Genomic DNA, 13,616 nt, shown 5'->3' with positions numbered 1-13,616 from the left:
ATGGTTTATTTTTCGACTAACTTCACGTGAATACTCAACAAATTTAAAGAAAACACTCAAGAAAACATCTTTTGTTACATTTTCTGCTGTAGTCGCAGCCTACGCAGACAACTCCTTGCAAAATAGTGGCGCAATTAATTGAATATGTGGTTGGCAGAGAGCAGCAACCGCATGTAAGATTGATGCCAAGTAATTAGGACGAACTTCATGAATCATTTATCTTTTTTTTGGCTGCCTGAAAACAAAGCAGTCCTTTTAGACGGGCTAGAATCTGAATTTGCTCAATTAGTAGAGCAATCAATTCAAACCGGGCGCATAACGTTGCCACCAATACCCGAAGTGGTGCTTAAAATTCAGCAATTGAGCATCGGAGAAGAAACAAGTGTGTTCGATATTGCGGAGTGTCTTATTGATGACCCGAGCTTGGCTGCGGTTGTCATTCGTGTTGCTAATTCCATCTTTTTTAACAGACGGAATATTACCTGCACAGATATACAAACTGCAGTATGCAGACTAGGTATCTATAGAGTCCGCGATATCGTGACTGCCCAGTCTATTGAGCAACTTAAACACAGTTCTCACCTTTCAAAGCAATGTCGTAAAATATTGGTCAACAGTGCTTCGACGTCACGAGAGTTAGCGGCAACAATGCTTTTAGTGACTCAGGAAATACAGAATTATCAACCTGAAGAGTATGACTACCTAGAAGCTGAAAAAGCGTTGCTTGTAGGATTATTAGCCGATATTGGCCTTTTTTGTCTGGTAAGCGAATACCATTACTATCTCGACAACGGCAATTATATAGACGAGCAATTAGCTATGCACATCTTTGAATCACGTTGTGCCGTGACGAGCGAGCTGGTGCTAAAACATTGGTTATTTGATAGAGATTTTCTCGAGGTAGCGACGAACAAAAAACACCAAAAACGCGCCGATGAACAGGAAAAAAATGAAGAAATAAGTTACCTGGATATTGCTCGCATCGCTCACCATCTTCTGATGTTCAGAAAACAAGATGAAGCAATTGACGATCACCATGTCGAGATTAACCTTGCAGGTGCACAAGCCATGTATGAGCTAAGTAACCTACCAATGAATGAATTTAACACCCGCATTGCGGATGTTATGACGGCAACCGGGCTATAGCCTCAAATTACACAGGTTCTACCATGTTTTCAGGGATGATTTTTATTTTTACCCCACTGGTTGTGGGGTATCTATTTTCTATATCAAATGCAAAGTTACTCGACCAAATCAACAGCAATACGTCTCGATTGGTCTATGTAATACTTTTCTTAATGGGGCTTAGCCTAGCTGCATTGGATAACTTAAGTGCCAATTTACAAACTATTCTAAAATTCACCTCAACGTTTTTCCTTCTAATGGGAATGTGCAATTTGTTGGTGCTGCCCTTTATTGACAAGCTATTTCCACTCAAAACTGAACAATCCAACAAAAAGCTCCCACTCTCTTCGATGGCGTTAGAGTCAGGGAAACTCATTTTGGTCGTGGGCTCTGGTTTGGCGGTTGGATTGTTACTTAACTTTGATCTCCATTGGGTTGAGGACGCGAGTGAGTGGATATTGTTTTTCCTACTATTTCTTATTGGTATTCAACTTAGAAACAGTGGTCTTACACTTAGGCAGATACTGCTGAATAAACATGGCATGATCATAGCGGTCGTTATCGTACTAACATCTTGGATTGGTGGGCTGCTTGCCGCTCTATGGTTAGATATTCCCCTCACTCGTGGTTTAGCGATGGCTTCTGGGTTTGGATGGTACTCGCTTTCCGGCATCTTAATGGGGGATGCGTTTGGTCCTGTATATGGTGGCGCTTCTTTTATGATAGAGCTTTTAAGAGAGCTTATTGCTTTGGTTATGATACCGATGCTAATTCAACGCCGACCCTGTACTGCTATAGGTTACGCCGGTGCAACAGCAATGGACTTTACCCTACCCGTGATTCAAACCTCTGGTGGTGTACGCTGTGTACCAATTGCGATAGTTAGTGGCTTCATCCTAAGCTTGCTTGTCCCTCTATTTATGCTTTTTTTCGTTTCGTTAAGTAGCTGAGTAAAAAATGTGATAACTAACTCTTTTCAAACCCGTTAATGAGATGTTACTTATTGGTACATTAGTGTAAACTTGTTTACTTATATTAAATCCTATTTATTGCCGCTTTTTTTGCGAGCAAGTTATTCGCCCAAGAACATGCCCAAGGAACGTAAATGAAACGCTTTCTCATTGCAGCTCTATTGTGTAGCGCCTCAACACTGTCTCAAGCAGCTGATACACAATGCCTGTCAAATAAATATGACGCCTACATAGATGCATCTTTAACCTGGTATCAAGATCTCATCGAATTGACAACTCAGCAATATCCGGATTTGGAAGAGGTCGGTGCGTGGTTCTATAATGGTCGAAAAAACCATTTCGAACTAAATCGCGGTGCCGTACACTATTACCTGAATGAAGACATGAGCAAAGTCTCAACAGAAAAGCCTGTCGAAGCATGGTTACAACTAGAACAAATAGATATAAAAAACCTTGCTAGTCGTGACGATGAATTAGGCAAACTGGCTTCAGATAGCTTTAGCGATAGACAGTCGAAACCTCATGCGAAGAACTACGAATTGCGTTCTGCATTTGCCGATTTACTTAGTCATCCAAATAAAATTGATGATGTATTAAGCAAGTACAATCAGGCCATCATTGAAGCAGAAGAAGTTAATTGCCTGTAATTAAACAGGTTTTTATATACTGCATCATCTTTAAGAATTGAGTTTTCACAATTAAAACGGGACATTGTTCCCGTTTTCGTTTAGATTGAGCGGCTCAAAATAGTTGATAATATTAAATACGTCGTTTGTATGGTAACGAAAAACAAAACAGCAGATGTAAGTCTTGAAAGCTTGCTTCGAATCTTCACTGTCCCAGAAGCCGCAGATTCTGCACTCACTCAAATTGAAGCGAAACTGTCGCAAAATTTAAATGAATTTTTGCGCGAGCATATTGTCGCCGAAGAAAAACCACTACGCGAAATTGAAAAAGATTTCTCTGAAGCGGCGATTCCTGAAGTGCCGGTATTTGTTTCCGATCATACTCAGCACTTATTGGACACCCTCGTTTCTCATTCGGTACATACCTCTGCACCAAGCTTTATTGGCCATATGACGTCGGCACTGCCCTATTTCTTGATGCCTTTGTCAAAGATAATGATCGCTTTAAATCAAAACTTAGTGAAGATAGAAACCTCCAAGGCATTCACACCTCTTGAGAGGCAAGTATTGGGTATGTTACATCGTCTTATATACCAGCAAGATGACGTATTTTATGAGCAATGGATGCATAGCGCCAAACACTCACTAGGCTCGTTCTGTTCCGGTGGAACTATCGCTAACATTACCGCGCTCTGGGTAGCACGAAATAATGCCCTCAAGGCCGATAACGAATTTAATGGTGTTGAAAATGAAGGGCTTTTCAATGCAATGAAACATTATGGCTATGAAGGTTTAGCGATATTGGTTTCAGATAGAGGCCATTATTCCCTTAAAAAAGCAGCGAATATATTAGGTATTGGACAGGATTCACTGATCCCGGTTAAAACCGATGAGAATAATCGGCTTTGTACTCTAGCGCTCCAAGAAAAAATTGCCGAGTTGAAGCAGAAAAACATCAAACCATTCGCGATCATTGGTGTCGCAGGCACAACGGAAACAGGCAACATTGATCCCATTCGCGAGATAGCAGAAATTAGTCAACGCGAAGGGTGTCATTTCCATGTAGATGCAGCTTGGGGTGGTGCGACATTAATGTCAAACAATCACCGTCACCTCCTGGATGGTATCGAGCTAGCCGACTCAGTAACTATAGATGCACACAAACAACTCTACATTCCAATGGGCGCGGGAATGGTATTGTTCAAAAACCCTGATGATATGGCGGCAATTGAACACCATGCCGAATACATATTAAGAAAAGGGTCAAAAGATTTAGGTAGCCATACATTAGAGGGTTCACGCTCTGGTATGGCGATGCTTGTTTATTCCAGCATGCATATAATCAGTCGACCTGGTTATGAATTGCTTATCGATCAAAGCATTGAGAAAGCGAAGTATTTTGCTGGCCTAATTAAACAACAACCCGATTTTGAACTTATCTCAGAGCCTGAACTTTGCCTACTGACTTATCGATATGTTCCATCATTAACAGCCAAAGCTTTACTCGTTGCCGATAAAGATCAGAAAAAAAAGCTACATAGGCTATTAAATGGGCTAACCAAATATGTACAGAAACGACAACGAGAAGAAGGAAAAACGTTCGTGTCGCGGACCAAACTCAACCCACATAACTGGGACAAAATGAATACGATAGTATTTCGAGTTGTATTAGCCAATCCGCTTACCACCAAAGGAATTTTACAGTCAGTACTTGATGAGCAACGAGAAATCTCAATGAACAGTGGTTCGTTAATGAAAGAAATAACCAAATTAACGCATTCGATTCTTAAGTAATTTTCAGAACTGTAATTTTTTTTCGGTGTCCTGTAACTATCAAATCAATATGGCGCAAAAACCGTGCGGTTTTTGCGCATATATCAATCGTCCGCTTCCAAAACTGAAATTTTGTTTGAACTTTGTCATAGATTCGCCAATTAGTCGTCATTTTCACTCGCTTTTGTTTCAAGCACAGCGGCAGATAGGTTTATACTAAATACAGTCGTAAATTATCGAATAATAAGCATATTATCTATAACTTAGACGGCTTTTAGTTCTCTTACTTATTGATGAACTTACTTTTTTAGATGTTTGGTTTTCTGACCTTGAGTTGAATAGGGCCACACACTTACTCGCTGCATTAACTATTAGATAATATTATGAATACACTGGAAAAAATTCAAAAAAGCCTAGAGAATTTCAGCAAATCTGAACGTAAAGTGGCTGAAGTTATTATGGCGGCGCCACAAACTGCGATTCATTCTAGCATCGCCACGCTGGCAAAAATGGCCGACGTAAGTGAACCAACTGTAAATCGCTTTTGTAGAAGGCTCGATACTAAAGGCTTCCCAGACTTTAAACTTCATCTTGCGCAAAGCCTAGCAAACGGCACGCCTTACGTTAATAGAAACGTAGAAGAAGACGATGGACCTGACGCCTATACGCACAAAATATTTGAATCAACCATGGCCTGTTTAGACGTCGCGAAAAATAGCTTAGACGCCTCTCAAATAAACCGAGCGGTTGATCTTCTTACTCAGGCAAAACGCATATCTTTCTTTGGCCTAGGCGCATCTTCAGCCGTCGCGAAAGATGCTCAAAATAAATTTATTCGTTTCAATATTCCAATTGCTTCCTTTGAAGATATTGTTATGCAACGTATGAGCTGTATCAACTGTACCGACAATGACGTGATTGTATTAATCTCGCATACCGGTAGAACCAAGAGCATGGTTGAAGTGGCAAACTTAGGACGTGAAAATGGCGCGACCGTCATTGCGATCACGTCGAAGGACTCACCACTTGATAAGGCCGCATCACTATCTATTACTTTAGATGTACCCGAAGACACTGATGTGTATATGCCAATGGCTAGCCGCGTAGTACAAATGACCGTGATTGATGTACTTGCCACTGGCTTTACACTTCGCCGTGGTTCTGGTTTTAGAGAGAATTTGCGACGGGTAAAAGACGCATTGAAAGATTCTCGATACGATAAGATAACCCAGTTGTAAAACTGGCCGTCAATCAAAACAATCAATGTAACGCGATTCAAACACTTCATCCCCAAGAAAATTGGGGATGACTACACCTCTTCTCTAGATTGAAAATCTACTTCTTCAATTTTGACGCTGCCTGATACCACAACACCATCATCGAGGCCAGCAGGCTCCTCACATGAGCAAACTTGCTGAAGAATGAAAACTAAACGGTCCTCATTTAACGGTAGTGGATTGCCTTTTATTGACGACGATTGCATGGCATCCCTTGCCACTCGATGGAATGATGTATTACAGATGCCAAACTCACTTAGATTAGGCAACTCAAGCCGTTCTAGCATCATTTTAATCCAAGCTATGCTGTCCAAATAGTCTGCCTCCGGATTTTGGGTAACAATTTTAGCTATCTCCCCGTAGCGATTAAGAATATCACCTCGTCCATTCTCCTCTGCTGATTTAATGTTCTCATCCATGACAAAAGGGGCCAGCCTTGCGGTAATGATACTGTGAGGTGCTTCTATTTTTCCTCCTAGGGATGAAGCCAAACCATGAGCAGCGCCTAGCTTAGCGTTGCTAATAGCCATTCCACCTAACATTGCCGCAAAGGCTAGGTCTGATCTCGCTTTACAATCATTATTTTTACAGCCAGAAATGACCGATGTCGTCAATCGCCTTAGCCCTTCTTCACAAATTGTATCTGTCAACGGATTGGGGTCACCACAAACATAGGACTCCATTAGATGAGTAAAGGTTTCGAGCGCACCTCGGCTTGATATATTTAGGTTGGTGTCATAGGTTAACGTTGGGTCAATAATCGCAACATCAGGTAAGATATCGGGCGAACGAAGGCTCACTTTGACCCTGTCTTGGCCCGACCTCAACACGGCTTTGTTGGTAACTTCAGAGCCAGTACTTGCCGTGGTTGGGATAGCGATAAATGGAAGCGGTTTGGTTTTTAAGGGGACACTTCGACCAACAACTTCAACGTAGTCATAAAGATCTCCCTGGTTTGGGATAATCGCTGATAACGCTTTTCCCATATCGATAACACTTCCGCCTCCTATCGCTACCACCATATCTGGCTTAAATCGACGCCCCACTACAGCGGTTTCTTCAACCATGGAGATATTGGGTTCACCTGATATAGATACATGCTGGTAACGCATGTTTTGACTTCTTAAGTATGCCACTACAGGCGCGGCACGAGCCATGCTTTTTCCAGTCACAAGTAAAACACTATATCCATATTGGTTGAATACAGATAAGGACGAATTAAGCGCTCCTTCACCAAATATAACCTTTGCCGATGTCATAAACTGAAACATGCAGACCTCCATTAAAAATTCTAAAACTAGGTTGCTTGAGTTTGAGTTCTTGTTTATTGATTTAGTACAATGTGCGTGCACTCTCTCAAGTGTAATTGTAAAACTATGTATTTGTTCACATTGTGCATGTATATGGAATGACAAGCTATATGCCCGTCTTGACCAGCGATTCGACGTATATTCTTTCATCTATATTTAATGATAGATTATACCTATCAGATTCAAAGGATATTCCATCTTTATTTTCTTCAAATATTAGGGCATAGTGAGCGCATAAAGACATCGTTAGTCCATAAAAAGTGGTTAATCCATAACGAATTAGTTAGCTTAAACAGATTTAGGAGAGAAGTTATGTTTGTTGTTATTTTTGGTCGCCCTGCATGCCCGTTTTGTGTACGAGCAAAAGAAATCGCGGAATCGTTGAAAGAAAGTCGTGATGATTTTAACTATCGTTATGTAGATATTCACGCTGAAGGTATTAGCAAAGCGGATCTAGAGAAAACAGTGGGTAAACCTGTAGAGACAGTGCCTCAGATCTTTATCGATCAAGACCACGTTGGTGGTTGCACAGAATTTGAAACCTATGCTAGAGCAAACCTAGGCTTGTAGTAGTAAGGTGTTCAAAACGAGTTATCTGATATTAAAGCCCTCTTAAGGGCTTTTTTTGTACTCGAATTTTTACGTAAAGCCTTCATCGGTTTATTTTAATCTTAACATTTGACTGAATCAGCAAAATAGATGTAATGAGGCGGACTTCATTGGCGTCTCTTAACGGACTGCAGAATAAGATTTATATTGTTCATGAACTTGCTTAGCTAGGTATTCGTTCAATAATCAAAGAAAAGCATAAATTACGCTTATCTTTTATAAATATTCAGATACAATTCATTCATACGCATTCTATTTCAAATTATAAATTTTTGAGTTAAATCTGTGAATATTGATGTCGCTTTAATCCTCGAACAGAATCAAATATTACTCGTTTTTGTCGTTCTCGCCATTGGCTTAGCAATAGGTAAAATACGCTTTGGTGGTTTTCAACTAGGAAACTCAATTGGCGTGCTTATTACCGCACTCGTCATGGGTAACCTTGGGTTTTCAATTGGCCACGAGGCATTAACCATTGGTTTCATGCTATTTATCTATTGCGTAGGCATTGAAGCTGGACCCAACTTCTTCGGCATCTTTTTTAGAGATGGTAAGCATTATTTGATGCTGAGCTTAATCGTGCTTGTTTCTGCTATTTCTCTCACCTATTTCGCTAGCCGCTTGGTTGGGTTAGATTACGGTCTCTCGGCTGGACTAATGGCTGGCGCATTAACTGCAACACCCGTACTAGTTGGTGCTCAAGATGCTCTGAATTCGGGTTTAGCAACACTGCCACATAATGCAGACATGGAACTGGTGTTACAAAACCTATCCGTTGGCTATGCACTTGCTTATTTGGTTGGTTTGATAAGCATGATACTGTTTGCGAAGCTACTCCCGAAACTACAAAAGCAAGATTTACACGACAGTGCAGAGCAAATAGCACAAGAGCGTGGTATCGGTAGTGCCGCCCATAGAAAGGTTTATTTGCCGATTATTCGAGCGTATCGTGTCGGCAAAGAACTCATTAATTGGATCGATGGTAAAAACCTTCGAGAACTGGGTATATATCGTCAAACTGGTTGTTACATCGAAAGAATCAGGCGTAATGGCATACTAGCCCATCCTGATGGAGACGCCATCCTACAAGAGGGTGATGAAATTGCATTGGTTGGTTACCCCGATAGCCATGCCCGATTAGACCCAAGTTTTAGAAATGGTAAAGAGGTATTCGACCGCAATTTACTCGACCTGCGAATTGTTGAAGAAGAGATAGTGGTAAAAAGTGACAGCATATCTGGTAAAAAACTATCAGACCTTAACCTTTCGGAATATGGCTGTTTCTTAAACCGAGTAGTCAGAGCTCAGATCGAGATGCCAATGGATCTCACCATTGTTTTGGCTAAGGGTGACATTCTGCAGGTTAGTGGTGAAAAGAGCCGCGTATTAGGGCTAGCTGAACGTATTGGTTTTATATCTATACACAGTCAAATGGCCGATCTATTGGCTTTTTGCAGCTTTTTTATCCTTGGTATTCTCTTTGGGTTAGTGACCATGACTTTCGGTCAAGTCACCTTTGGCTTAGGTAATGCAGTGGGACTTTTACTCGCAGGTATTACTCTCGGGTTCTTAAGAGCAAATCACCCTACCTTTGGCTACGTTCCTCAAGGTGCATTGAATATGGTGAAGGATCTTGGCTTAATGTTTTTTATGGCGGGAATAGGTCTTAGTGCGGGTGGCAATCTATTCACCTTTATGAATCAGACCGGATTACAGATCATACTAATTAGCTTGATTGTAAGCGTGGTTCCTGTGGTTCTCGCTTACCTTGTTGGAGCTTATGTCTTTAAAATGAATAGAGCTTTGCTCTTTGGAGCAATCATTGGTGCGAGAACCTGTGCACCAGCGATGGACATTGTTAACGAATATGCAAGGTCCACGATCCCAGCTCTAGGTTATGCAGGTACTTACGCTATCGCGAATATTTTAATGACGCTTGCTGGCACCCTACTCATCATTTTGAGCTAAATCGATTTATGCCAACACTTTCGTCTTGATCTTATGATCAAAAAAGCGCTCAAATGAGCGCTTTTTTATTACCACATAAACTTAGATATCGATGATATCAAAGTCTACAGCAGGATTAACATCTGCCTCGTAGTCGACGCCATCAACGCCAAAACCAAATAACTTCAAGAATTCTTCTTTGTACTCGACGTAATCAGTCAATTCTTTCAGGTTTTCAGTCGTGATTTGAGGCCACAACTTACTACAGTACTCTTGAATATCATCACGCAGTTCCCAGTCATCAAGACGTAGACGATTACTTTCATCCACCTCTGAAACCGACCCATCCGCTTTATATAAGCGCTGGCTAAACATGCGTTGGATCTGTTCGATACAACCTTCATGCACACCTTCTTCACGCATCTTCTTAAACACCATCGCGATATAAAGAGGCATAACCGGTATAGCAGAACTTGCTTGTGTAACAACCGACTTCAGTACTGCCACATTAGCACTGCCATTAAACGCCGCCAATTTCTCATTGAGTGCGTTGGCTGCACGATCTAGATCCATCTTCGCTTTACCAAGCGCGCCGTCCCAATAGATAGGCCACGTCAATTCCGTACCAATGTAGCTATAGGCAACGGTTTTGCATCCCTCAGCTAACACGTCAGCTTCAGATAGAGCATTAATCCAAAGCTCCCAATCTTCCCCACCCATAACGGTAATCGTATCGCTGATTTCTTGCTCGTTAGCTGGCTCAACACTCGCTTCGATGATCACATCTTTATTCGTATCAACGGCAGTAGAACTATAAGCGCTTCCGATCGGTTTCAATGTTGAACGAATCAACTCACCCGTGTCCGGCAATTTACGTACAGGTGAAGCCAGCGAATAAACGACCATGTCGATCTGACCCAAATCTTCTTTAATGAGATCAATCGTTTTCTGTTTTGCTTCATTTGAAAACGCATCACCATTTAAACTTCTCGCGTATAGGCCTTCTTCATGTGCTAGCTTTTCGAAAGCAGCGGAATTGTAATAACCTGCTGTTCCTGTTTTCTTTTCGGTACCCGCTTTTTCAAAGAAAACACCAATGGTTGAAGCCCCACCACCAAATGCAGCGGTAATTCGAGAAGACAAACCGTAACCACTAGAGGAACCAACCACCAAAACACGCTTTGGTGCATTAACAATAGGACCTTGAGCTTTGGTGTAAGCAATCTGTTCTTTGATGTTTGCTTCACAACCTACTGGGTGTGTAGTGGTGCAAATAAAACCACGAATTCTAGGTTTGATGATCATTTTCAGCGTCCTTTAATATAAAGCTTGGGCAATAGTAACAACTTTGCCTTTATTATTCTGGCTAGAATAAAAGGTTAATCAAGAAATCGCATCAATTTTCTTACAAATTACTGTTCATTTATAAGTGGTTGGAGTAGTTGTCGCATAAAAATGGCGCATGTATAACTAGAATCAACGTCAAACAGGACCATTATCACTTTCTATCAATAAGGTTTAGGATTAGAAAATAAAAAGGCATCTTAAATGAGATGCCTTTACTGTCCAATTTTTATTGGTTTTTCTTCACCAACGAACGTTAAGCAACACTGTTGAGCTTCGGTTCTGATTGCTTATAAGTTTTCACTTCAGAGAAGTCATGACTAAAGTGGTCAACTTGAATAGCTTTACTTCGTAGCGCTTCAGCTTCATTAATCTGATCCACTTCTTTTTGGGTAAGAACACCCGCTTCCAACGCTTGCTGGAGACGCTCTACTAACGGACCTTTTCTCACGACCTTACCATCCTTAACACCTTGAATGAGTTTTCTTTCAAGCCCGCGAACACTATACAACTTGATAAATGCTCGTTCCATCAGCCCAACCGCATCATCTTCTTTTACGCCTACGTAACATAGGTGAGTTAAGCGATCACGATGCGCACCCGGCGTCATCAAAGACTCTGCAATCTTAACTGACAACTGATCCGCTGGTTTCTTAAAGCGATTGCCTAATGGGAATACAAGCACACTTAACATGTGTCCAGCAATACGATTAGGGAAGTTGGTATACGTTTCTTGTAGCGCTTGGGAAGCGCGATACAAGCAATGTTGGATAGAGTAATCCACATACACCAAGTCGCTTTGTTGACGTCCTTCATCTTCGTACTTCTTCAGTACCGCTGACGCCATATAAAGAAAACTCAATCCATCGCCTAACCTTGCCGATATCATCTCTTTACGTTTTAGATCACCACCCAACGTTGCCATCGCCACATCAGAGCTAAGTGCCAAAGCGCGACTGATACGAGTTAGGTCTTTGTAATAACGCTTTGTTGGACCACTCATATGCGCCTTGATAAACGCTGAACCAGTGATACCAGCCGTGAAAGCACCAAAGGTGTTCTTGAGACCATGGCCGATATGTTTGAATAACAACTCATCGAACTCTTTCGCGCCTTGCTCTTGATCTGGGTTGGCGGCGGCGGCCATCTCTTTTAACACATATGGATGACAACGTGTTGCGCCTTGACCAAAGATCATAAGGTTACGAGTCAGTATATTCGCTCCCTCAACCGTGATAGCAACAGGTGCTCCAATATATTGATTCGCAAGATAGTTCATCGGACCTTGCTGTATACCACGACCAGCATGAATATCCATTGAGTCATCGAGCAATGTACGTGCCATTTCTGTCATATGGTATTTAGCAATAGCAGTGACAATACCCGGCTTCTCTTTCAGATCAAGTGAGGTCGTCGTTAGCGTACGTGTGGCTTCTAACATATACGTTAAACCGCCGATACGACCCATCGCTTCAGCGACACCTTCAAATTTACCAATGGAAAGCCCAAACTGTTTGCGTACATAAGCATAGGCACCTGTCGTACGTGAAGTAAGGTGTCCGGTTGCCGCCCCCATTGCTGGTAAAGAGATACCACGACCTGCAGACAAACACTCAACCAACATCCGCCAGCCTTTACCTACATAATCTTGACCACCGATTACCCAGTCCATCGGAATGAATACGTCTTCACCACGAGTAGGGCCGTTCATAAATGCAAGGCCGAGCGGGTCATGACGGTCGCCAATCTCTACTCCTACATGATCCGTGGGTATCAAGGCACAGGTAATGCCTAAATCGACCTCACCACCAAGTAAACCGTCAGGGTCTTGAAGCTTGTATGCCAGACCTAATACAGTAGCGACTGGTGCTAGCGTAATGTAGCGTTTGTTCCAGCTAATTCGCATACCAAGGACTTCTTCACCTTCGTGCATACCCATACAAACCGTACCCATATCTGGAATACCGCCCGCATCGGAACCCGCTTCCGGACCCGTCAAAGCAAAACAAGGTATTTCGCGCCCATCAGCAAGCCTTGGTAACCAATAGTCTTTCTGTTCTTGTGTCCCATAGTGAGAAAGCAACTCACCAGGACCTAAAGAGTTGGGCACCATAACTGTAACGCCAGCACTGCCATTACGAGAAGCGATCTTTGTCACGATGGTTGAGTTAGCATGAGAAGAAAACGCTCTTCCTCCATACTCTTTAGAAATAATTAATGAGAAAAAACGCTCTTTAAGGATATAGTCCCAGACATTTTTTGGAAGATCTCTGTCTTTCTTAACAATCTGATGGTCGTCCAACATTTCCAACAAGGTTTCAACCTCATTGTCGATGAACGATTGCTCTTCCGCTGTCAACGAAGGCTTAGGATAATGATGCAACTTTTGCCAGTCTGGTGATCCAGAAAATAGGTCGCCATCCCACCACACACTACCCGCTTCCATTGCTTCTTTTTCTGTGTCTGACAATGGTGGTAATACTTTCTTAAACATTTTAAATGCTGGGTCACTTACCCATTTTCTACGTAGAGAGCACATAGTCCGATCCTTTTGTTCTATAAGTACTTTTATTTTTAAAATAAGTAGTTAGTTATTGGTAACGTTTCACTTTGCTTAAATAGTAATTTTTTCGT

Annotated in this window: 10 protein-coding genes; 7 read left to right on the top strand and 3 right to left on the bottom strand. The window is 41.8% G+C overall.

The genetic code is table 11. The features are described from left to right. Nucleotides 1–207: 207 nt before the first annotated feature. From IUZ65_RS07590 to IUZ65_RS07570, 5 genes are all read left to right on the top strand, one after another. A complete protein-coding gene (locus IUZ65_RS07590; RefSeq protein WP_195703160.1) occupies nucleotides 208–1,146 on the top strand; it encodes an HDOD domain-containing protein in 939 nt (312 codons plus the stop codon). Nucleotides 1,147–1,169: 23 nt separating this feature from the next. After that, complete coding sequence (locus IUZ65_RS07585) at nucleotides 1,170–2,075, top strand: lysine exporter LysO family protein (RefSeq protein ID WP_195703159.1); 906 nt, start codon at nucleotides 1,170–1,172, stop codon at nucleotides 2,073–2,075. Between the two features lie 155 nt (nucleotides 2,076–2,230). Continuing rightward, a complete protein-coding gene (locus IUZ65_RS07580; protein ID WP_195703158.1) occupies nucleotides 2,231–2,743 on the top strand; it encodes a hypothetical protein in 513 nt (170 codons plus the stop codon). Nucleotides 2,744–2,872: 129 nt separating this feature from the next. Further along, nucleotides 2,873–4,516: a pyridoxal-dependent aspartate 1-decarboxylase PanP gene (panP, locus tag IUZ65_RS07575; protein ID WP_195703157.1), complete on the top strand. Its 1,644-nt coding sequence runs from the start codon at nucleotides 2,873–2,875 to the stop codon at nucleotides 4,514–4,516. 362 nt (nucleotides 4,517–4,878) lie between these two features. Then, a complete protein-coding gene (locus IUZ65_RS07570) occupies nucleotides 4,879–5,733 on the top strand; it encodes a MurR/RpiR family transcriptional regulator (protein ID WP_195703156.1) in 855 nt (284 codons plus the stop codon). Between the two features lie 71 nt (nucleotides 5,734–5,804). Here IUZ65_RS07570 and IUZ65_RS07565 read toward each other — a convergent pair whose 3' ends face one another. After that, a complete protein-coding gene (locus IUZ65_RS07565; protein WP_195703155.1) occupies nucleotides 5,805–7,043 on the bottom strand; it encodes an iron-containing alcohol dehydrogenase in 1,239 nt (412 codons plus the stop codon). Between the two features lie 351 nt (nucleotides 7,044–7,394). On the opposite strand from IUZ65_RS07565, the gene IUZ65_RS07560 reads away from it, so the two are divergent. Next, nucleotides 7,395–7,652 (top strand): GrxA family glutaredoxin, encoded by a 258-nt coding sequence (locus IUZ65_RS07560; protein WP_195703154.1) that lies wholly within the window; start codon nucleotides 7,395–7,397, stop codon nucleotides 7,650–7,652. A gap of 324 nt (nucleotides 7,653–7,976) precedes the next feature. Further along, nucleotides 7,977–9,659, top strand: coding sequence for an aspartate:alanine antiporter (locus IUZ65_RS07555; protein WP_195703153.1), 1,683 nt, complete (start codon nucleotides 7,977–7,979; stop codon nucleotides 9,657–9,659). Nucleotides 9,660–9,740: 81 nt separating this feature from the next. Here the strand turns inward: IUZ65_RS07555 and fabV are convergent, their stop codons facing one another. Next, nucleotides 9,741–10,943 carry an enoyl-ACP reductase FabV gene (gene fabV, locus IUZ65_RS07550; protein ID WP_195703152.1) on the bottom strand — a complete coding sequence of 401 codons (1,203 nt, stop codon included), beginning with the start codon at nucleotides 10,941–10,943 and terminating at the stop codon, nucleotides 9,741–9,743. A gap of 295 nt (nucleotides 10,944–11,238) precedes the next feature. Further along, on the bottom strand, nucleotides 11,239–13,521 hold the full coding sequence (locus IUZ65_RS07545; protein ID WP_195703151.1) for an acyl-CoA dehydrogenase: 2,283 nt from the start codon (nucleotides 13,519–13,521) through the stop codon (nucleotides 11,239–11,241). Nucleotides 13,522–13,616: the final 95 nt, after the last annotated feature.

The sequence above is a fragment of the Vibrio sp. VB16 genome (assembly GCF_015594925.2).
Taxonomy (GTDB): domain Bacteria; phylum Pseudomonadota; class Gammaproteobacteria; order Enterobacterales; family Vibrionaceae; genus Vibrio.
Note: the sequence above shows the minus strand (reverse complement) of the source record. Positions and strands in the feature narration are given on the sequence as shown.